The 21,632-nt window shown below is 32.8% G+C and carries 20 protein-coding genes; 2 read left to right on the top strand and 18 right to left on the bottom strand.

Translation table 11 applies throughout. The features are described 5' to 3' along the window. The 8 genes from E4T68_RS01960 to E4T68_RS01995 all read right to left on the bottom strand — a co-directional run. Nucleotides 1-518, bottom strand: a 518-nt coding sequence (locus E4T68_RS01960; protein ID WP_135123601.1) for a transposase family protein, incomplete at its 3' end; no start/stop codon positions are given. A gap of 302 nt (nucleotides 519-820) precedes the next feature. After that, nucleotides 821-3,241, bottom strand: coding sequence for a phenylalanine--tRNA ligase subunit beta (gene pheT / locus E4T68_RS01965; protein WP_135123602.1), 2,421 nt, complete (start codon nucleotides 3,239-3,241; stop codon nucleotides 821-823). Nucleotide 3,242: 1 nt separating this feature from the next. Next, complete coding sequence (gene pheS / locus E4T68_RS01970; RefSeq protein WP_167753774.1) at nucleotides 3,243-4,319, bottom strand: phenylalanine--tRNA ligase subunit alpha; 1,077 nt, start codon at nucleotides 4,317-4,319, stop codon at nucleotides 3,243-3,245. A gap of 294 nt (nucleotides 4,320-4,613) precedes the next feature. Further along, nucleotides 4,614-4,973 carry a helix-turn-helix domain-containing protein gene (locus tag E4T68_RS01975; protein WP_245175679.1) on the bottom strand — a complete coding sequence of 120 codons (360 nt, stop codon included), beginning with the start codon at nucleotides 4,971-4,973 and terminating at the stop codon, nucleotides 4,614-4,616. Continuing rightward, a complete protein-coding gene (gene nusG, locus E4T68_RS01980; RefSeq protein ID WP_135123604.1) occupies nucleotides 4,973-5,521 on the bottom strand; it encodes a transcription termination/antitermination protein NusG in 549 nt (182 codons plus the stop codon). The genes E4T68_RS01975 and nusG overlap by 1 nt, the downstream gene beginning before the upstream one ends. Nucleotides 5,522-5,603: 82 nt before the next feature. Further along, nucleotides 5,604-6,074 carry a tRNA (adenosine(37)-N6)-threonylcarbamoyltransferase complex ATPase subunit type 1 TsaE gene (gene tsaE / locus E4T68_RS01985; protein ID WP_135123605.1) on the bottom strand — a complete coding sequence of 157 codons (471 nt, stop codon included), beginning with the start codon at nucleotides 6,072-6,074 and terminating at the stop codon, nucleotides 5,604-5,606. Further along, the gene (locus E4T68_RS01990) at nucleotides 6,074-6,520 is read right to left on the bottom strand and encodes a hypothetical protein (protein WP_135123606.1); all 447 of its coding nucleotides are present in this window, start codon (nucleotides 6,518-6,520) and stop codon (nucleotides 6,074-6,076) included. The genes tsaE and E4T68_RS01990 overlap by 1 nt, the downstream gene beginning before the upstream one ends. 559 nt (nucleotides 6,521-7,079) lie before the next feature. Beyond that, nucleotides 7,080-8,651: a peptide chain release factor 3 gene (locus tag E4T68_RS01995; protein ID WP_135123607.1), complete on the bottom strand. Its 1,572-nt coding sequence runs from the start codon at nucleotides 8,649-8,651 to the stop codon at nucleotides 7,080-7,082. Nucleotides 8,652-8,923: 272 nt separating this feature from the next. Between E4T68_RS01995 and E4T68_RS02000 the strand changes: the two genes are divergently transcribed. After that, nucleotides 8,924-9,205, top strand: a complete 282-nt coding sequence (locus tag E4T68_RS02000; RefSeq protein WP_135123608.1) for a DUF1827 family protein — start codon at nucleotides 8,924-8,926, stop codon at nucleotides 9,203-9,205. Between the two features lie 48 nt (nucleotides 9,206-9,253). After that, a complete protein-coding gene (locus tag E4T68_RS02005) occupies nucleotides 9,254-9,733 on the top strand; it encodes a cupin domain-containing protein (protein WP_135123610.1) in 480 nt (159 codons plus the stop codon). 273 nt (nucleotides 9,734-10,006) lie between these two features. Here E4T68_RS02005 and E4T68_RS09900 read toward each other — a convergent pair whose 3' ends face one another. From E4T68_RS09900 to E4T68_RS02050, 10 genes are all read right to left on the bottom strand, one after another. After that, nucleotides 10,007-10,141, bottom strand: coding sequence for a hypothetical protein (locus tag E4T68_RS09900; protein WP_255518857.1), 135 nt, complete (start codon nucleotides 10,139-10,141; stop codon nucleotides 10,007-10,009). A 180-nt stretch (nucleotides 10,142-10,321) separates the two neighbouring features. After that, nucleotides 10,322-10,567: a hypothetical protein gene (locus E4T68_RS02010; RefSeq protein WP_135123612.1), complete on the bottom strand. Its 246-nt coding sequence runs from the start codon at nucleotides 10,565-10,567 to the stop codon at nucleotides 10,322-10,324. A 273-nt stretch (nucleotides 10,568-10,840) separates the two neighbouring features. Further along, nucleotides 10,841-11,605: an alpha/beta fold hydrolase gene (locus E4T68_RS02015; protein WP_135123613.1), complete on the bottom strand. Its 765-nt coding sequence runs from the start codon at nucleotides 11,603-11,605 to the stop codon at nucleotides 10,841-10,843. A 281-nt stretch (nucleotides 11,606-11,886) separates the two neighbouring features. Beyond that, nucleotides 11,887-14,070 (bottom strand): class 1b ribonucleoside-diphosphate reductase subunit alpha, encoded by a 2,184-nt coding sequence (nrdE, locus tag E4T68_RS02020; RefSeq protein ID WP_135123615.1) that lies wholly within the window; start codon nucleotides 14,068-14,070, stop codon nucleotides 11,887-11,889. Next, nucleotides 14,057-14,422, bottom strand: a complete 366-nt coding sequence (gene nrdI, locus E4T68_RS02025; RefSeq protein ID WP_135123617.1) for a class Ib ribonucleoside-diphosphate reductase assembly flavoprotein NrdI — start codon at nucleotides 14,420-14,422, stop codon at nucleotides 14,057-14,059. The genes nrdE and nrdI overlap by 14 nt, the downstream gene beginning before the upstream one ends. 238 nt (nucleotides 14,423-14,660) lie before the next feature. Beyond that, on the bottom strand, nucleotides 14,661-15,719 hold the full coding sequence (locus E4T68_RS02030; RefSeq protein ID WP_228099218.1) for a CamS family sex pheromone protein: 1,059 nt from the start codon (nucleotides 15,717-15,719) through the stop codon (nucleotides 14,661-14,663). Nucleotides 15,720-16,036: 317 nt separating this feature from the next. After that, the gene (ligA, locus tag E4T68_RS02035) at nucleotides 16,037-18,040 is read right to left on the bottom strand and encodes an NAD-dependent DNA ligase LigA (RefSeq protein WP_135123621.1); all 2,004 of its coding nucleotides are present in this window, start codon (nucleotides 18,038-18,040) and stop codon (nucleotides 16,037-16,039) included. An 892-nt stretch (nucleotides 18,041-18,932) separates the two neighbouring features. Further along, the gene (locus tag E4T68_RS02040) at nucleotides 18,933-20,375 is read right to left on the bottom strand and encodes an ABC transporter ATP-binding protein (RefSeq protein WP_135123623.1); all 1,443 of its coding nucleotides are present in this window, start codon (nucleotides 20,373-20,375) and stop codon (nucleotides 18,933-18,935) included. After that, nucleotides 20,375-21,055, bottom strand: a complete 681-nt coding sequence (locus tag E4T68_RS02045; RefSeq protein WP_135123625.1) for an energy-coupling factor transporter transmembrane component T — start codon at nucleotides 21,053-21,055, stop codon at nucleotides 20,375-20,377. The genes E4T68_RS02040 and E4T68_RS02045 overlap by 1 nt, the downstream gene beginning before the upstream one ends. Next, the gene (locus E4T68_RS02050) at nucleotides 21,052-21,630 is read right to left on the bottom strand and encodes an MptD family putative ECF transporter S component (RefSeq protein ID WP_135123627.1); all 579 of its coding nucleotides are present in this window, start codon (nucleotides 21,628-21,630) and stop codon (nucleotides 21,052-21,054) included. The genes E4T68_RS02045 and E4T68_RS02050 overlap by 4 nt, the downstream gene beginning before the upstream one ends. Between the last annotated feature and the right edge of the window lie 2 nt (nucleotides 21,631-21,632).

The raw sequence follows: 21,632 nt of genomic DNA on the forward strand, positions 1-21,632 counted from the left end.
TTTGAATAACTTGTTTTTAAAGCTTTAAACTCATCAATACACAGTACTTTAGGTAAATAGCTATAAGTTTGTTTACAACTGATCACTGCCTGTTGCATTACACGGTGAACGGAAGCGTCAGACACAGATAATTCTTGAGCAATGTGTTTTTTCGTCACAGATTTTGATAATAGTAACAAAGCTTTTTGATAGACAGCTGTAGCAATATGACAATATTTTTTAACAATAGGTGTTTCACAGGTCATCGTTTTATGACAACAAGTACATTGATAACGTCTCATTTTTAAATGTAATTTAGTGGGATTTTCATAAATAGGTAATAATTTTATTTTTCTTAAATAACTCCCATAACGAATCAGTTGATTATGCCCACAATGATGACATTTTTCTATTTCTCTTTCCCAGCTGGCATGAATAATATGATATTTAATATGATGTTGTACGTCTTGAGTTAGCCAATTTTCTGGAAATTCAAATTCTTCTTCCAATTTCAATAATTTTCTGGTATTCTTATCCATGTGAAGCACCTCTTTACTATTTTGTCTCAACTTATAGTTTACTGGTTTGCTTCACTTTTTTCTATAAAAAAATAATCGTGTTGGCGAACTTTTTTGTTCACCAACACGATTTATTGTACACCCATATTCTTCTCTATTTTAGACTAGGACTACAATAAATAGGGGGAATAGTTAGACAATATTGTCCAACTATTCCCCCTATTAACGTCTAATACTATACACAAAAAATCACATAAATCATCATTACTCCTATTTTGCATTTTTGTTCATCAGTATTAGCCTAGACTTATATACTTATCATTCTAACGAATAACCACGTCTAATTGAGAAGTTAAAGCGTCTGTCACATTTGTCATTGCACGATTAATATCTTCTTCAACTAATGTTGCCTCTACATTTAAGAATGTTAATCTATACGCTAAAGATTTTTTTCCTGGTTCAATCCCAATACCACTGTAAGAATCAAATAATTGTATATCACTTAAATATTTGCCTGATGCTTGAGTCAATATACGCACAATATCTTGATGTTCAACTTTTTCATTGACTAGTAAAGCAATATCTCTTGTCATACTTGGATATTTCGGTACAGTTGTTTGAACTAATTTAGCTTTTTCCAGCATCTGAATTGGATCAATACTCAATTCTGCTACATAAGTATCTGGTAAATCATATTGTTTAGCCAAATGCGGATGAATTTGTCCAACATATCCAACAATATGATTATCCAATACAATATGAGCTGTACGTCCTGGATGCATCTGTTCTTTCTGAACAGCTTGATAACTGATTTTGTCATATACTCCAATACCTTTAAAATAGGCATCTAAAGTTCCTTTAATATCATAATAATCTACTCGTTCATCTTTTCCATACCATGATTTTTGTTGACGATTTCCTGTTAATAATAACGCAATATGTTCTTCTTCGTATGGTTGCTCATTATCATGAGTTGCATAAAATACACGACCAGTTTCATATAAAGCTAAATTTGTACAATTTCTTGCTATATTGTATGCAGCAATATCAAGTAAACCTGTGACTAAACTACGTCTAAGTACACTTCTCTCCTCACTCATTGGTAAAGCTAATGTTGTTTCTCCTCGGTTTTCAATCGCCAATATCCCTGACTTTTGTAAAGATGTTAAAGAATATCCAATAGTTTGCGTATACCCAAAACTTTCCAAAAGGCGATTAGACAAGCGTAAAAAGTGTCTTAACGGACTTAAACCACCACTAATTGATGGAGTAGTTGGTAACGTTGATGGAAGATTATCATATCCATAAATCCGTGCCACTTCCTCAATCAAATCGGCTTCTATACTAATATCCCAACGTCTTGGTGGAACAGACACTTCATATTCTCCATTAATAGAATTAACATCAAACCCTAAGCGAGAAAAAATATCTGTTACTTCGTCATCTGTTAGCTTAGTTCCCAACACACGATTCATTTTAGATAATGACGTCTTAACTTGTATTGGACTAAGATTAGTATGATTTACACCTTGAATACCTGTTACCACTTTTCCATTAGACAACTCTGCAATCATTGCACTTGCTTGCTCAAGAACATGTTGAATTAAAGATAAATTTATCCCTTTTTCAAAACGTACACTTGCCTCACTTCTCAAATTCAAACGTTTAGACGTTGCTCTAATCTGTTTTGCGTTAAACACAGCTGCCTCTAAAGCAACAATCGTTGTATTTTCTGTAATTTCTGTGTCTAATCCACCCATAATCCCTGCTAAAGCAATAGGTTTATCTGCTGATGTAATCACGATGTCTTCTACATCTAACTCACGAGAAACTGCATCTAAGGTCACAATAGTTTCTTGAGGTTTAGCATCTCTGACAACAACATGTTTATTAGGTAAAGTATGATAATCAAACGCATGTAGTGGTTGTCCATATAACATCAACATATAATTTGTAACGTCTACTACATTATTGATTGGACGTACACCAACAGACATTAATTTCATTTGTAGCCACAATGGGCTAGGTTGAACGGTAACATCTTTAATGATACTCATATAATATGCTGAACAATTCTTGCTATTTTCTACATCAACTTGAATATACTGACTAGCACAATCTTCTATTTTATGTGCAGATTTCAGCGGAATTTGTGGCTGCTGATTATAGATAGCACCTACTTCGTATGCTGTTCCATAGACACTAAGAGCATCTGCACGATTAGGTGTAATAGACAATTCTAACACCGTATCATCTAAACATAAGTATCGGATAATATCTTCTCCTATTGGAGCATCATCTGGCAAAATATAAATCCCATTAGCACACTCTTTAGGAATAACTTGACTTGAAAAACCTAATTCTTCCAAAGAACAAAGCATACCATGTGACTCTTGCCCTCGTATTTTTCCTTTTTTAATTTTAATATTGTCTTTAATACGAGCACCTGGTAAGGCGACAATAACTTTTTGATGTGGCTCAACATTCGGAGCACCACATACAATTTGTAGTGTTCCATTTTCTGAATGCTCTGTTCCTACATTTACTTGGCAAATATGCAAATGATCAGAGTCTGGATGATTAATAACACTTAAGGTTTCACCAACAACAAGTTTTTTTAATCCTTGCCCAATAGATTTTACCGACTCAATTTCAATGCCTGTTACTGACATTTTATCTGCCAATTCCAAAGCTGAAACAGACAATGTTAAATACTCTTGTAACCACTGATATGAAATATACATATTATGCTTCTCCTTCCAATAATGTTTTAAATTGATTTAAAAATCGGACATCATTTTGATAAAAATGACGAATATCATCTACTCCATATTTTAGCATTGTAAAACGTTCTAATCCTAATCCAAAAGCAAAGCCACTATACTGTGTGGAATCCACGCCCGACATTTCTAATACATTTGGATGCACCATGCCGGCACCTAACACTTCAATCCAGCCAGTTTTTTTACATACTGAGCAACCTTGTCCAGAACATTTAAAACAGCTCACATCAACTTCAACAGACGGTTCTGTAAATGGGAAATAACTAGGTCTTAATCGAATAGAACGCTCCTCTCCAAACATATATTTTGCAATCACTTCTAAAGTACCTTTCAAATCTCCCATTGTAATGTGTTTATCAATCACCAATCCTTCAATTTGTTGAAATTGATGTGAATGTGTTGCATCATCATCATCACGACGATAAACTTTTCCAGGACTAATCATTTTTAAAGGTCCTTTTGAAAAATCATGTTTCTCCATTGTTCTTGCTTGAACTGGAGATGTTTGTGTACGCAATAACACTTCACTAGAAATATAAAACGTATCTTGCATATCACGTGCAGGATGTTCTTTTGGTAAATTCATTTTTCCAAAATTATATAAATCAACTTCAACTTCTGGTCCTTCAACAACTTGATACCCCATACTAATAAACAAATCTTCCAAGTCTTCTAAGACACGCGTTAAAATATGTTTCGTTCCCATTCTCACTTCTCTGCCGGGTAAACTAATATCTATTGTTTCTTTTTTTAAGCGTTCTTCTAATTGACACGTTTCAACATATTGCTTAGTTTCCTCTATAGCCTCATTAATAGCTGTTATGATTTTATTAATCAACTGCCCTAAAATTGGCTTGTCTTCTGGTAAAGCATCTTTTAATTGTTGACGTGCTTGCACAATTTCTCCACGTTTTCCAAGCAATTCACTTTTCAATTCATTAACTGCTTTCATGCGTTCTTCTGGTTCTAAAGCATTAATCTGTTGTATTCTTTCAACTATTTTGCCTTGCATCGTTTCTAATGTTTTTATTAAACTCATTGTCTTCTCCTTTTCTATTAAATAGTTTATTTAGCATATATACAAAAAACGTCCTTCAATAGAATTCTCTATTAAAGGACGTTTTACCGTGGTACCACCTTTATTCAACAAGCAAAACATTTGCCTATTCTCAAACCAATAACGGTGGCTACCGATCACTTTTTCAATAATTTATTTATCCCAAGTGCAACTCCAAGAGTGAAACATAACAACTATATAGAATTTGCTTTCAGCTATGCAAATCTCTCTGTACTATACCTTATTGTTAATGACTCTCATCATTGTTTTTCTTTATTATTCGTCTATACCAATCCACTGACCAGCCCAAGATTTCAAAGGTTGCATAGCTAAGCCTAGGGCTTTTCCTTTTTCAGTTAAACGATATGTGGATATTATTTTACCCTCATGCATCACATTTTTCTCAATAATCTGCTCATGCTCTAATTCTCTTAGTCTTTCCGTTAACATACGATCACTTACACCCTCAATTTCTCTTGCGAGTTCTGAAAAGCGGCAATCTTTTTGATGAAGCACTTCAATAATCAATCCATTCCAACGTTTCCCTAAAATATTAATAATTTTTTCATATTTCGGACAAATACATTGGTTTTGTGGAGCATGCTCTATTTCGTAATCAAATATATCTTTCATCATTAGGACACCTTATCTACATGGTCAAAATCTACTTCAGCTATAGTTTGGCGACCAAACATTTCTACCATAACTTTCAATTTTAATTTTTCACTATCAATTTCTTCAATTTTACCTGTCATGCCATTAAACGCACCGTCTAAAATCATAACGATTTCTCCGACTTTAAAGTCATTATGTTGACGTAAACTAATTCCCATACGATGCAATACTGTTTCAACTTCTTCTGGCAATAAAGGTGTAGGTTTACTTCCTGCTCCATGAGAACCGATAAATCCTGTTACTCCAGGAGTATTACGCACTACATACCATGCTTGATCAGACATAATCATTTCCAATAATACATACCCAGGAAACGTTTTATCCATGACAACTTTTTCTTTTCCATTTTTCATTTCAACAACTTCTTCTTCAGGCACAACAACACGGAAAATATAATCTTCCATTCCCATACTTTGAATACGTGATTCTAAGTTTGCTTTAACTTTATTTTCATAGCCTGAATAAGTATGCAATACATACCATAACTTCTCTTGTTCAAGGACGTCCATAATTTTCTCCTCTTCTCTCTTTTTTCACCACTATAAAAAACCTCTAAAAAGAGGCTTTATTCAATTGTAGTATAGCACTATTTCATGAAATATTCAAATGATTTAACAGTTCTTGATATTTCTTTCCAGTTGCCGTAATGGTTAATTGACGGTAGGTATCATGTTCAAAAACACGTTCTATATATATATCTAAATGTTCAGTTGGTAAATCATCTTGGATAAACTCGCTCCATTCTACAACAGAAACACCGTCTCCTTCAAAATACTCTATCAATCCTAATCCTTCGCCGCCTATATCCTCTAAACGATACATATCCATGTGGTATAAAGTCAACACACCTGTATCATACTCTTTAATTAGTGTATACGTCGGACTTTTTATCGTTTGACTCACACCTAATCCTTGCGCTAACCCTTTTGTAAATGTTGTTTTCCCTGCACCAAGTTCACCATGCAAAAGAATAACCATGCCCATTTTTAACTCTTTTGCCAACTTACTTGCCCACGCTCTCAATTCCGTTTCAGATTGTACAATCATCTTTACATTAGACATTATTTGAATTCTTCCATGTTCATTGGGCCATTAATTGCTTCTAAATCAGGTAAAAGACCACGAACGATTGGTGGACCTTGAATTAAAGATTCATAAGCAGGTAAAATATCATCATGTACACGCATTAAAGTTTTCAAATACACTTCCCCATCTCCTGCTAAAAATAAACGATAATATCCTGTATGACTTTCGTTTAACTGATTAATTAATTCAAGAACCTCAGCACGTCTTTGATAATCTTTAACAAAGCTAGCATAGCGATAAGTTAATTGAATATCCGTTTTATCAACGTATGCTTGAAAAATCATTTCCATACGTAAAATATGTGTCGGACTCAATGTAAAATCAACATGATACAACACCAATTCATCTGAAATCATTACTTTCTGGACAGGCACTTTTTTTTCAGCAAATAGCGCATCAAATTTTTCCATTACAGTTGTCATAATAGTCTCCTCTAATCATCTTATATACTCTAAACTTATACTTACAGTCTTATTTTAGCATATCACACATTGGATATCTAGCCTTAATCTCCATCTATTCCACGCATCTTTTACCAACTTTCCCTTTATATTCACAAAATAAGCCGTGCAATCATGCTCACTCTATCCTTCACAATATAACTAGTGCTTTCTAATTAGTATAAAAACAACTTATAAAAGCATTCCAAAAAATTAGACAACTTCCTCTTTACTTAAATATACCCATTTTTAATATCTAGTCATTAGACTATTAAAAATAATTAATCTATGTAGAGAGTTAACCAGTAAAAAAACTTACGGCATCATCTTAATAAATAACTATTCAATTTGTTTTTTCTTTATAAAAAACAAATTGAATAGTTTTTCTTAATTTAAAGAGTATACGCTAAATCGTGTTGATGAACGAAAATCATTCCCCAACACGATTGACTTGATATGACTAAGTGATTTAATCTATCAACCATAAAATTTTTTGACATATACATCATTCATATTGTCATGTGTCTATAAAAACAAACTATTATAATAAGCTCATTAATTCAATATCTGGATACTTATCGGCAAACCAACGTTCAGCAAAACTATTTTCAAACAAAAATACTGGATTTCCAAAACGATCCCGTGCTAACAAATTACGGCTAGAACTCATGTTTGGATCTAAATCTTCCTCTTTAATCCAACGTGCAATTTTATTTCCCATTGGACTCATCACAACTTCTGAATTATACTCATTCAATAAACGATACTGAAATACTTCAAATTGTAATTGCCCAACTGCACCTAAAATATAATCTTCTGTATGGTACGTTTTATATAATTGAATGGCACCTTCTTGAACTAACTGCTCTACACCTTTATGGAATGATTTTTGTTTCATGACATTTTTAGCCGTTACTTTCATAAAAATTTCTGGAGTAAATTGCGGCAATGCCTCAAATTGAACGGCTTTTTTACCAGAATAAATAGTATCTCCTATTTGGAAATTTCCTGTATCATAAAGACCAATAATATCTCCTGCTACAGCTGTTTCCACACTTTCACGACTATCTGCCATAAATTGTGTCGTATGCGATAATTTCATTTTTTTATTTGTTCGCCCAACTGTTACATCCATTCCCGGAGTAAATTCACCTGAACAAATGCGAACAAATGCAATTCTATCACGATGAGCTGGATTCATATTGGCTTGAATTTTAAAGATAAATCCTGTAAATTCTGGCTCATCTGGATTTACCAATTGTCCATCTGCTGTTTTAGTGGCTTTAGGTTTTGGTGCAAAATCAACATAAGCATCTAAAAATGTTTGTACACCAAACCCCGTCAAAGCTGATCCAAAAAAAACTGGTGTCAGCTTCCCATCAGCAATCGCCTCGGGAGAAAACGTATTTCCTGCTTCATCTAATAGCATGATGTCCTCTAATGTTTGCGTGTATAAAGAAGACTGTTTAAACGCATAATCACCGTCCACTTCTCCATTGTCATTCAATGGCAAGTAATCATTATCTCCATTTTCTTGAGGGCGTGTTAATTCAACACGTTTATTGTATCGATCATACAATCCTAAAAAGCCTTTTCCCATACCCATTGGCCAATTCATTGGGTAAGCCTCAATACCTAAAACTTCCTCTAATTCAGCAATTAATTCTAACGGCTCACGTCCATCACGATCAAGTTTATTAATAAATGTAAAAATAGGAATTCCACGCATACTACATACTTCAAACAATTTCTTTGTCTGAGGCTCAATCCCTTTGGCACTATCAATAACCATGACGGCACTATCCACTGCCATTAATGTCCTATACGTGTCTTCTGAAAAATCCTCATGTCCTGGTGTATCCAAAATATTAATCCGCTTATTATCATAATCAACTTGCATAACCGAACTCGTTACGGAAATACCACGTTGTTTTTCAATCTCCATCCAGTCTGATTTAGCAAATTTTCCTGTTTTTTTCCCTTTAACCGTTCCAGCTTGGCGAATAGCTCCCCCATATAATAGCAATTGTTCTGTAATAGTTGTCTTCCCTGCGTCTGGGTGGGAAATGATAGCAAAAGTTCGACGCTTATTAATTTCTGTCTGCAAATTCACGTTTACTACTCCTCATTAAAAATTTATATACTCCTTACAACAAGCCAATTCATGTGTTGTGTATTCTACTTAATTGATTATGTTCAAACAGTAGTTACTCATCAAAAGATGCACCCTGATGTAAAGTGCATAAAATATGGATAATTTTTTGGCTTTCATACAGTATCTTAGCATTTTTTACAGTAAAATGTCTATTCTGAAAAATAAATCTTTATTATTTTTCAAAAATATACTATAATAAGTATAGTGATTCCACCGAAAGAAGTGATTTTATGAAATTAATCAATATTACCAATAGTAATCCCCAGCTAGTCAAAGAGCAACTTGCACACACAGATGCACATCTAGTAGAATTATATTCTCTAGGACGTACAACAGTTATTTATACTGATGCAAAAACACATAGTAATTTGATTATTCTGAATAAAAAAAGAAGTATTAAAACTGCTGAAATTGATTTCGTTCTTTCAAAATTATTCAAAACAGACAGGAATGATTCACGTTTAGAATTTATTCATTGTAATGATTTTATTGAAATTTCATTAGATAAATAATCCCAAAAGGAGAGAAACCTCTCCTTTTTATTGTTAGGAGGACAACACATGCACATTAATGACTGGATAAACAGACTACACTTAGAACCTCATCCAGAAGGTGGCTATTTTAAACAAACCTATAAATCTTTAGAAACAACTCAATTAAGTGACGGTAGACTTCGTTTTTTATCAAGTTCCATTCTATTTCTATTAACTTCTAGTAACCCATCTCATTTTCACAGATTAAAATCTGATGAAATATGGTACTATCATCATGGTCATCCTCTTACTATTCATTTGTTACACCCAAACGGCACCTATCAACAAGTCATACTTGGCTTAGATCACCACCTACAATATAAAGTGCCTAAAGGAACTATCTTTGGTTCCACCGTCAATAGTACAAATCCAGACGATTTTGCTATTGTAAGTTGTAGTGTTACACCTGCATTTGAATACGCAGACTTTGAACTATTTACAAAAGAGCAACTTTATGCACTCTATCCTAACCATGCCGAAATTATTAACACTCTAACGTATGACTAATCTTTTTAATACGCTTAAACAATGCAAATAAATCATGTTGGTAAATTATCTGTTCACCAACATGATTATTTTTATATGATTAAGTGAAATAACTCTGTTTCTTATCCGCATCATTTGATAAAGTTCCATAACTAATAGCTATTTTTTGTATAATCAAAAATTATAGATTTTATTTCATATTTAAAAAATGAATAAATCGGGGTTAGAAAAAACGTGTTGATATTTACCGACACATTTTTTTACTCACTATTAAAACAATATACACTACTCCAACTATTTAATAGCCTTATATTTGCCACCAAATTGATCAATAATCCCATGCTGATTGTTGACTGTAAATAAAAATAAATCTTCTGCTTGCATATTATCTTTCTCAAGATATTTTCCTTTTTCTTTATTCCATTCCATTTTTACTTACCAAGTACTATGCGTAGCATTAGATGCTTCAATGGTAGGATTATAAAACACTATATATACTTACCCGTATCTTGCCTGATAGCTCGGAACACCTTGTTTAAATCCTCTTAAAGTCACTTGCCCTTTTTCAGCATCTTCTTTATAAAAGTCTAGTGCATTTTCATCTAAAAGTCAATACAAGTCATATCTAGAAGATAAGTATTTACTAACTGTTTCTAAGCGAACTATTTTCTTAATATCTAAACTGACAACTACTTTATCTTCTTCAAATGTAATACTTTGGATAGTTGTGTTTTTATCAACACTTTCAAGCTTACCATTCTTAAACGCATTCTCATTTACGTCAGACACCTGTTTGGAGCATACCCCTGATAAAACAACACTTATTAATATAAACAACATATATAATTTTTTCATAATCCATCTCTTGATTACTTTAATTTGTTTAATCACTTTAATTAGGTATATCCAAAGACAACATACTACTGTCCATTCTTTCTGTCAATACATTTTATCATATTTATTTTATTTTTTTTATGCTATTCAAACAATTTAGTTAAATTTTTATATTTATCTTTACTTATTTATTCACTAATTTTAAGTTATGCTAAAGAGGTTACGCATTTATTCGCATAACCTCTTTAGCATGTGGCTTTTAAATACCTAAAATGTTGTGCTAGATAATGTATACTATCTATTAATCTGCCCTATCCAATGTTCAATAATACTTAATGTTTTAGGCATATATTTTCCAAAACAATACATGTGGTCTGCACCTGTAATAGATACTAAAAGTGATTTAGGATAGTTTATAGCCGTTTTTCTAGCAATAGCTGAGACTGTCATTTTATCGTTTGAACCAGTTATAATTAAAACTGGACATGTGATTTTAGTATAATCAACGTAGGCTGCTTTTTCCTTATCAAAAAACGGCAGTGCCATTTGCGTATATACTAGCCCTGATTCTGGAACGAGAGTTGAAAAAATTTTTTCTTTCGCTTCATACTCTTGCTCGTTCATACAGTATGTAAAAAATGGTTTCTTATAAGGTGGCATGGGCTTTTTCCAAAATCCCCAACGTAAAAAATGTTTAATAAAACTTTTTACCATGCTTGGATAAAATGCAAATATATCTGGAGTTGGAGCAGGCCCCATTAAAATCATTCCTTTTACTCTCGTGCGAGCAGCAACTAGTTGTGCAATCAAACACCCTAAAGAATGTCCTAATATGATGGGTTCATCATCTAATTGTCCAATGTAGTCTACTAAATCATTCACATAATCTGTCAAGCTTACTGTTCCCACTTTTTCAAAACATTCCTCATAAGACAAATCATGATACCTTAAACTTGGTGTATGTACCGTTAAATGATAGTCTTCTAATTTTCTTGCAAATTCTCCCCACGTGTTCCCATTGCACCATGTACCATGGATTAATACGATATGTTTTGTCATTTTCCTAGTCCTTTTCACTTGAATTTTAATGATGCTTTCATACTTTATAAAAGCTAAAAACAACACTACATAAAAGATATTGTTTTTTTCAAACAGCATTTTTTCTTCTCTGTATAGGCTTAATATAAAGTCACATCACATTTTTCTCTATTTTAAAAATGTGATGTGATTTTTTCTATTATATTGTCAACACTCTGAGTAAGAAAGAGATTCTTCCTCACTTTTTTGTTATCATATAAGATAGCTCATGTTTAATTCACTAGCACGATGTATCTATTTGGTTAAATTGTACAACTTTCACAGTTATTACTTCCAATTTCTTCTGAATTTTCAGTAAATGTACGTACATAATAAATAGATTTCACACCTTTTTTCCATGCATAATAACGCAAAATATTCAAATCTCTAGTTGTCATCTTAGATGTGCGTCCTTTTTTCCATTCATACATGCCTTCTGGAATATCTGATCGCATAAATAGCGTTAAACTCATGCCTTGATCAATATGTTTTTGTGCCACAGCATACACATCAATTACTTTACGCATGTCAATGTCATAAGCTGATTTATAATACGGCAGTGTATCATTAGATAAATAAGGTGCAGGATAATAAGTTTTTCCTGTTTTCTTTTCTTGACGTTCTTCAATAAGACGTGTAATAGGATGTAGACTCGCTGTCGCTTCGTTTACATAACTAATTGATCCTGTTGGTGCAATCGCTAATCTATTTTGGTGATATAAACCATGCTCATGAATATCCGCTTTTAATTGTTCCCAGTCTTTAATGGTTGGTATGCCAACATGTTCAAATAATTTCTTCACTTTATCAAATTGGAATACAAACTCGCCTTGCGTATACGTATCAAAATATTCGCCCGTATAATATTTAGAACGTTCAAAATTATAGAAACTTTCTCCACGTTCTTTTGCAATGGTATTACTTGCCTTAAGTGTATAATAATTCAGTGCTAAGAAATACGCATCAGTAAACTCAATAGATTCTGGGCTACCATATTCCATTTGGTTTAAGGCAAACATCCCATGTAGATTCATAGCACCCAAACCAATTGTATGAGCTTTATCATTCCCATTTTTTACAGTTGGAACAGATACAATACTAGAAGAATCCGTTACATAGGTTAAAGCACGTACCATTGTTTCCACAGATAAGCCAAAATCTGATGAGGCCATTAAATTAGGAATATTGGTAGAACCAAGATTACAACTAATATCAGTTCCCATAACTTCATATTCTTGTGCATCATTGATAACAGAATATTGTTGTACTTGCAAAATTTCAGAGCATAAGTTACTCATAATAATTTTCCCGTCAATAGGATTAGAGCGATTTGCCGTATCAATATTCACAATGTAAGGATACCCTGATTCCTGTTGCAATTTACTAATTTCATTTTCTAATTCACGTGCTTGAATTTTTGATTTTTTTATGCGAGGGTTATTCACTAAATTATCATATTCTTTTGTAATATCCACATAAGAAAATGGTCTACCATACTCACGTTCAACATCATAAGGACTAAATAAATACATAATACTGTCTTTTGCCACTAATTCATAAAACTTGTCTGGTACAACTAAGCCAAGAGAAAGTGTTTTAACACGTATTTTTTCATCAGCATTTTCTTTTTTAGTTGATAAAAAGGACACAATATCCGGGTGAAATACGTTTAAGTAAACAGCACCTGCTCCATTACGCTGTCCCAATTGATTAGAGTAACTAAAGCTATCTTCTAATAATTTCATGACCGGAACAATACCACTTGAAGCATTTTCAATTTTTTTAATTGGATCTCCTGCTGCACGAATATTGCTTAACGAAACCCCTACGCCTCCACCGATACGGGAAAGTTGTAAGGCACTATTGATTGCTCTACCAATACTATTCATATCATCTGTCACTTGAATAAGGAAACATGACACCAATTCTCCACGTCTTTTACGTCCTGCATTTAAAAATGTGGGTGTTGCTGGTTGATAGCGTTGATGAATCATTTCAGTAGCCAACTGACTAGCTAATTTTTCGTCCCCATTAGCTAAATATAACGCACAAAATACAATTCTATCTTCATAACGCTCCAAATAACGTTTACCATCATTTGTTTTCATCGCATATTGTGTATAAAACTTAAATGCTGCCATAAATGATTTAAATCTGAATTTTTTCCGATATGTTACTGTCATCAACTCTTTAACAAATTCTCGACTGTATTTGTCTAAAAAGTCTTTCTCTAAATAGTCGTGATCAATTAAATAATCTAATTTTTCATCTAATGTATAGAAAAATACAGTATTTGGATTAACATGCTCTAAAAAGTATGCACGTGCAGCTTCTTTATCTTTATGCATAGGAATTTTTCCGTCTACAGGACGATTTAATTCATTATTTAATTTGAAGTAAGTGACTTCATGCATTTGATTAACAACTTTTGGTTTATCCAAGTTCATTCACCTTTTCCTTAAAAAATTTCACATCATAGTCTGATCCTTGAAACTCAAACAGATGCAACAAAGGCACATGATAGTCTTGTGCCAAGTCTTTTGCAGTAAAGCAAAATAATGTGTTAAAATTTCGATTCCCTCCACCTGCAACACCTTTTAAATAAGATTGATTATGCCCTGTTTCAATAAAATCATTTAAAATACTTGTTGCTTCTTTTTCATAGGTCGGTGCTACAATCACATAAGGTTCATAAATTTCTTGAAAAGCATTGTCTAATGTGATTTCAAGACTATCCATGCCTAATTTTTTAACAAATTTTCTTGTTTGCCCTGTCATAGACATATATACAATTTTCATGTTGTCACACCTCCATTACTCTTAAAACATTATAGCAACCCTAAACATGTTTTTCAAGAAAAACACACAATATATTGTGTGTTATTTTTAAAACTATTCAATATATCGTATGAATTCCTTGTTTTTTTCTTTATCTACATTGAACGTATTAAACTTTTTTAGTGAAATAGCATGAAACCAATGCTGTTCACATGATTTCGTGCTATTTTAAATTTTACTCAACATGATGTACATATCATTAATTTAAAACAATTGAATGGTATGTATTTTCTCCTGCTCTTTTATAGACAACTAATTCTGTACCTCGAACCGTTTCTACTCGAATTTTCACAGATAATTCGCTAGCAGAATAAGTCATACCTGCTTGTTCAACTAAAAACTGTTCAAATGCAATCATTTCAGCTTGTCCATAAAATTGCGTAGTAATTTTAATATCTAGCTCACTCATAGCGCCGTCAGTAAATGTTGCATTCCCAACAATCCCATTTAAGTTTGGGAAAAATTTTTCTACATTACGTTTAAATGCTATAAATACACTAGATTCTTCAGTTTTATCTGTTTCAAGCGGAAAAACCCGTTTTTGTAACTTTGTATTGCTCCATTTAGATACACTTGTTCCACTATTTGATGTAGCTGTAGCAAAATAAGTTCCATGAGATAACCCATTATCAACAGATTGCTTAAATAGTCCAAACATAATTGGAATAGAATCAAATCCTTCTTTGGCACGTAAGAGCGGCAATAATTGGTTAACTATTTCTTTTCCTTTTGCCAGCAATTCCTCATCTGTTAAAGTCGCACTTGCTGTTGTTTTAGGGTTTAACGCTAGTCCAATACTTACTCCAGAAAACTCATAATTGCCATTATTTAAAATCATGTAGTCTTGCTCTAAAATTGTACTAATCAACATATTATTTTCTTGCTTACTATTTAACCCATTAGGATTTTCTTGACTTTTTACGGCTAACCAATGATTAATCTCTTCATTCGTAATAAATTGACCTTCAATAAAATAAAATTGAGATGGATTGAACTCTGATTTTGATAAATTCATTAACCCTATTTCAAATGCAGAAATATTTTCAACTGTAGCTAGTTCCAACGTATATCCTCGTGTTGATGACGTACGGTATTTTCCATCAATAAACAGCATACGATAATCCCCTGATTGATTAGCTATCGTTGATGTTACTGCATCTGTTTGTTTTTTATCACGTGTTACTTCACTAGTATTTTTTTGTGTACACGCACTCAAAAGTGCTATCGTACACAAAAATAATACACTTTTTTTAATCATTCTCACATTCAATCTCCTAACTTCCTGTACATTTCCATTTCTTATGTATTATATCATATCTTCTATAGCATTCCAAAAAAATAATGATGAAAAAACGAACGGAAAAAATTGAAAATCAATGAAAGCTGTATAGTATCTGCACATTATAACTTGTCGTCAAATTATATTGGTAAACAACTTAATGATATAAAATAATCGTGTTAGCGAACACTTTTTGTCCACCAACACGATTTCTTGTAAACTCCACTTTACATGCCGAAGCTACACAGTTTTAAAGTCACTTCTTAAAAATGTTTTTTAACTTCTAAGAAAGTCATTTACATATTATTTTGTTCTAGTATCTCTTTCAATTTAGCCTCGTCCCAAATGTCAATATTTAAACGTTGTGCTTTTTCTAGTTTACTTCCTGCTTGTTCACCTGCAATCACTAAATCTGTTTTAGAAGATACACTATTAGTCACTTTCCCCCCTAGATTAGTAATGTATTCAATGGCTTGATCTCGATTAAGATACTCTAGTTTCCCTGTTAACACAATCGTTTTGCCCGAAAAAACAGTTTGCTTTTGATCTAGGTTTTCTTTACTCAATCCTAAATATGTAAAGTTGACTTGTGCCTGTTTTAATTTGTCTAATAATCGTTTAACTTCTGGTAAATCAAAATAGTTTTGAATACTTTCAGCAACAACCACACCAACACCTTCAATTTTTGCTAATTCTTCTTGAGTGGCACTCACTAGATGTTCAAGTTGTTCAAAATGTTTTGCTAATTCACTAGCTTGCTTAACACCAACATGACGAATACCTAATCCAAATAGCAACCTTTCTAAAGAATTTTTCTTGCTAGCATGAATAGATTCTAATAGTTTATTTGCTGATTTGTCTTTTATTTTATCTAATCCAATTAAATCATCATACGTCAATGTATATAAATCAGCCACATCTTGAACAAGTTGGGCATCAAACAACTTAGCACTGACTTTATCGCCCAAACCTGTAATATTCATGGCTTGTCTTGATACAAAGTGTGCTAAACTAGCACGAATTTGTGCAGAACAATGTGGATTGATACATCTTAGAGCAACTTCATCTTGTAAGTGAACTAAGTGACTGTGACATTCTGGACAATGCGTTGGAATAGAATAAGGTTGGCTATCGGTTGGACGCTTATTCAAATCAACCAGTTTAACTTCTGGAATAATATCCCCTGCCTTATGAATAATAACGGTGTCTCCAATACGAATATCTTTTTCTAAAATTAAATCTACGTTATGTAAACTTGCTCGTTGTACAGTTGACCCTGCAATAAATACAGGTTCCATTATAGCCGTTGGCGTAACTACTCCTGTTCGCCCAAGTGTCCACTCAATATCAAGAACTACCGTTGTAGCCTCTTCAGCCGGAAATTTGTATGCAATAGCCCATTTAGGTGCTTTATTGGTAAAACCAATACGCTCTCTTTGGTTAAAGTCGTTCACTTTAACGACAACTCCGTCAATATCATACGCTAAATTAGAACGTTTCTGCATCATATCTTCGATAAAGTTCCAAACTTCATCAATATTTTGACACAATTTAGTTTCCTGATTTGTTTTTAAACCTGCTTGTTTTAATGCATTTAATAATTCGACTTGAGATGTCACATTATCCATTTGACCAGCATACAAAAACATATCTAATTGACGTGATGCTGCAATCTTACTATCTAACTGACGTAAACTCCCAGCTGCTGCATTTCTAGGATTTGCAAAAACAGCTTCTCCTTGTTCTTCTCTTTGTCCATTCAAATCTAAAAATGCCTGCTTAGGCATGAAGCACTCTCCACGTGCTTCCAATGTTAAAGGTGTCTGCAATCTTAATGGGATAGAGGAAATTGTTTTAATATTATGTGTAATATCCTCTCCTGTTATTCCATCTCCACGTGTTGCTCCTTGCACTAAAATACCGTCTTGATATTTTAAAGATACTGCCAATCCATCAATTTTTAATTCACACGTATAGCGTATATCTTCTTGACAGAGTTCTTTCATGCGTTTATCAAATTCTTGTAATTCTTCATAAGAAAAAGCATTTCCTAAACTTAACATCGGACTATCATGCTGTACTTTTGTAAAACTCTCTAATACTTGACCTCCTACTTTTTGCGTAGGGGAATCAAGTGTTAAATAATGTGGATAGTCTTGCTCCAACTGTTCTAATTCACGGTATAGACGATCATAAGTTTCATCAGGCACACTCGGATTATCCAATACATAATAGGCATAATTATAGTTTTGTAAAAGTTCTTTTAATTCATGTATCCGTTGCTTTATTTGTTGTGGCATATTTTACTCCTTGCTGATTTATCCTCTTTAAAATCTTACTCATTTTACCATTTTTCACCTAAGATTTCATGCAAAAAAATTCATCTATAAGATGAATGGAGGTAAAATCTACTATTATCCGAGTTTCATAATAACTCTGCCTATGTTATAAACATCTCCAACAAAACTAAATACACCACATAAAACATTATACAGAGAAATTGTTTTTTAACATAAAATCTACCTTTTTTATTTTTCTCATTATAAAGTAAATACAAATACATCAAGATAAGAAAAAATAACATGTTTAACCAAATCAAAAGTCTAATAAATTGATAATTACCTTCATTTTTTATCAAACAAACCATACATTACAGTAACACCTAAAAAAATCGCCGGAACTTTAACATACCAAATGAACTCTTTATTAAACAAAAGTGCTCCTAAAAAACTAAATAGGCAGAAAATAAACGTTGTTATAAATATTTTTTTATAGTTCATTAGAAATTTATTCTCCCATTATAACAATTCCACTAAACGATAAACCAACTAAACCACTAATCACATATTTTTTTAATTTCTTATTCATAAACATTTACTCCTTGGTAAAATAAATAATAAAAAGCAGGTTTATAACTAAAATTAAATATACATCGGTATCTCTTTCTTTCAAAAAATCTAATAATACTTAATGAAAGTATAGCACATAAAACGCAGAGTGCCCAGTCAAATTTGTAAATCGTATGTGCCTTTGATTTTGAGAAATTTACAAATCAAAATCATGTCAACAAACTTTTTGTTCACCAACACGGTTTACTATGCACCAAAAAATTGCGAGAAATCTTCGTTTATAAATGAAGGTTTCTCGCAATGTCAATATATCAGTCTAGAAAATGTTTATTTTTGTATAGATTTACACCCTGTCATCATCTATTTTTGCCCAATGTTCTTGTTCCATATCAAAGATCATATCGGCTGCATACGATAAAAATTCCTCATCATGCGATACTAGGAAAACAACGCTATCTGATTTTTTTAATGTTTTAATCAAATTAGCCACATTTTGCATATTTTCATAACATAGTCCACTTGTCACTTCATCAAAAATAAAAACTTTTTTCTGTGATAATAACGCATTTGCCATCATCACACGTTGCTGTTGCCCACCTGATAAGGTCATAGGGTGTTTATCTAACACATGCATCAATCCCAGCGTTTGACAGACCGTTTCTTTATGTAGCCGAACTAAATTCTTATCCGCACCTAATTCAATTTCTTTATTCACTGTATCTGAAAATAGTTGCATACGTACCTCTTGCAAAACAAAACTTGTCTGCTTCAAGCGTTCCTGCTCAGATAAAGATTTTCCGTTCCATAAAAACGTTCCTTTACTGTGTAACAGTCCGGCTATAGCTTTAATTAAGGTTGTCTTGCCAACCCCATTTGCCCCAACTATTCCAATAATTTGTCCAAGTGGAAATTGAATAGCTGGAAAATGTTTGATAACTGTTTGCCCATATTTTAATTGAATATCTTTTAAACATAAAGACGGCACTTTCTTATGTTGAACTTCTTGAAAAAGGTGTTTTTTTTCATCAAGACAAGCGTAGACACTATCCAAAAGTGGCGAGCGTAGTCCTTGGTGATGAAAAAAATCATTAGACAATGTCAATATTGTCTGCTTATCCCATTGTTGTACTAATGTGCCTCGTTCAAAATATAAATATTTATCTGCAACATCTCGTAAATAAGCTAAACGTTGTTCAGCAATAATAATCGTAATACCTGCTCGTTTTAATTGTTCAATAGTTTCTTTAATAATATCTACACCATGTTTATCTAAATTGGCTGTAGGTTCGTCCATTACAATCATATAAGGTTGTTGCATAAGTGCCGTAGCAATAGCTACCTTTTGCCGTTGTCCACCTGAAATATGATACAAACTATGATGAAGAAGATGATCTAACTGAAATTTTTTGACAATTTGATGTAACCTACACTGAATGACATCTACCGGCAACCCTTGGTTTTCACACGGAAAAACAAGTTCGTCCTCAATAATATCATGAAAAAATTGTGTGGATGGATTTTGAAATACCGATCCTACTGAATACGTACTATCCTCAATACTAATGTGTCCTAGAGGCTGATGATTTATCCATGCTTGTGCTTGCAATGTTCCCTCGTAGTATTCAGGAATTAACCCATTAATTAATCGCAAAAATGTGCTTTTTCCACTCCCACTCTTCCCACAAAGTACTACGCATTCACCTTGCTTTATTTCTACATCACTTATGGAAAACGTCATATCTTGATTTGTACTGTACTGAAATGTTAGTTCTTTAATCGTAATCATTAACTTCTCCACTCTATTATTAAAATATATGCACACATACTCAAAAAGACTGCTCCATCAAACCATGTATATTTAGGCTGATGATACATTGATTTTGCTTTTCCTGCAATAGATTTTGTCATAGTGGCAATGGTCAAGTCTTGGGCTGTCCGACTAGATGACATTACCAATGGAATGAGAACATATTCTCCATATTTTAGGGGAGAGCATAGCATATCTTTTCGGCTCATAAATATGCCTCGCACTTTTAAAGATTGTTGAATTGTCCGAATATCCTGCCTAATCACTGGAAAAAAGCGAAACATCACGGCAAAAGTCAACACAATCGGTTCAGGAACTCTCCACATACGTAAAGCGTTTATAAGCTGACTTATTCTTGAGGTGTGAAATAAATAATCTCCTGCCATGATACAAGGTAACATCATACGTCCCCCGACCGTCAACATAGATAAAAAGGAGTAAATAGAGCCTTGTGTTTGATCTAATATCACATCATGTAAGCTGTAAAGTAGTATAAACATTACTGTATAAATAACTGCTTTTTTCATTTTTTTTGCCAATATAAATAAACTGGCTAAACATACGATAAACACACATTCCATAATCCCCTCAACACGCTTTAACAATAAATAATTCGCAATAAAAATTAAACAAAATTTCATGCGGACATCTAAAATCATGATAATAAGCCTGCTTTTCTAAAATGCTTTTCTAGCATATATTGTCCAATAAGCCCACCAATGACACTACATACAACTAAAAGTGCAATATGCCAAACATCAAATTCAACCATAACATTTTGAATATATGCCATATCTTTTCCTTTTTCTACTAAACGTTGAACATAAGCATCTTTTGCTAACCACATAAATAAAATAGGTCCAAAATTTCCAAATGAAAAGATAATATACGATACCATGTTCGTCAATTTTTGTTTATATTTCCCGAGTTTTGCCATATAATCTGCAACGATACCACAGATTAAAAATGGTAAAAAAGATAGTGCAAAATGCCCTGATAATAGGAAGAACAGTGCCATTGTTATTCCAACTAACGTAATTGCACCAAATTTTTTAACCTTATCTATTAAAATAAAATATACTGTTCCTGAAATTAAGGCACTAAAGGCTGGAGCATATAACATATTGCCGCTATGCAATAAAATAACAGCTATCAATGTCCCTATCGCAACATGCACAAAATATAATGCAGCATACATACCTGTTGTCATTAAATCTTTTACACGTAAATTCATAA

The sequence above is a fragment of the Granulicatella sp. WM01 genome (assembly GCF_004570605.1).
Lineage (GTDB): Bacteria > Bacillota > Bacilli > Lactobacillales > Aerococcaceae > WM01.

Coding starts and splice junctions, on each gene's coding strand:
- ligA (WP_135123621.1), bottom strand. CDS start 18,040: ATGCCACAACAAATAAAGCAACGGATACATGAATTAAAAGAACTTTTA.
- pheS (WP_167753774.1), bottom strand. CDS start 4,319: ATGAGTTTAATAAAAACATTAGAAACGATGCAAGGCAAAATAGTTGAA.
- E4T68_RS02050 (WP_135123627.1), bottom strand. CDS start 21,630: ATGAATTTACGTGTAAAAGATTTAATGACAACAGGTATGTATGCTGCA.
- E4T68_RS02030 (WP_228099218.1), bottom strand. CDS start 15,719: ATGATTAAAAAAAGTGTATTATTTTTGTGTACGATAGCACTTTTGAGT.
- E4T68_RS09900 (WP_255518857.1), bottom strand. CDS start 10,141: ATGGAATGGAATAAAGAAAAAGGAAAATATCTTGAGAAAGATAATATG.
- tsaE (WP_135123605.1), bottom strand. CDS start 6,074: ATGTCTAATGTAAAGATGATTGTACAATCTGAAACGGAATTGAGAGCG.
- E4T68_RS02010 (WP_135123612.1), bottom strand. CDS start 10,567: ATGAAAAAATTATATATGTTGTTTATATTAATAAGTGTTGTTTTATCA.
- nrdI (WP_135123617.1), bottom strand. CDS start 14,422: ATGAAAATTGTATATATGTCTATGACAGGGCAAACAAGAAAATTTGTT.
- nusG (WP_135123604.1), bottom strand. CDS start 5,521: ATGGACGTCCTTGAACAAGAGAAGTTATGGTATGTATTGCATACTTAT.
- nrdE (WP_135123615.1), bottom strand. CDS start 14,070: ATGAACTTGGATAAACCAAAAGTTGTTAATCAAATGCATGAAGTCACT.
- E4T68_RS02040 (WP_135123623.1), bottom strand. CDS start 20,375: ATGATTACGATTAAAGAACTAACATTTCAGTACAGTACAAATCAAGAT.
- E4T68_RS02000 (WP_135123608.1), top strand. CDS start 8,924: ATGAAATTAATCAATATTACCAATAGTAATCCCCAGCTAGTCAAAGAG.
- pheT (WP_135123602.1), bottom strand. CDS start 3,241: ATGTATATTTCATATCAGTGGTTACAAGAGTATTTAACATTGTCTGTT.
- E4T68_RS01975 (WP_245175679.1), bottom strand. CDS start 4,973: ATGATGAAAGATATATTTGATTACGAAATAGAGCATGCTCCACAAAAC.
- E4T68_RS02045 (WP_135123625.1), bottom strand. CDS start 21,055: ATGATTTTAGATGTCCGCATGAAATTTTGTTTAATTTTTATTGCGAAT.
- E4T68_RS02015 (WP_135123613.1), bottom strand. CDS start 11,605: ATGACAAAACATATCGTATTAATCCATGGTACATGGTGCAATGGGAAC.
- E4T68_RS02005 (WP_135123610.1), top strand. CDS start 9,254: ATGCACATTAATGACTGGATAAACAGACTACACTTAGAACCTCATCCA.
- E4T68_RS01990 (WP_135123606.1), bottom strand. CDS start 6,520: ATGACAACTGTAATGGAAAAATTTGATGCGCTATTTGCTGAAAAAAAA.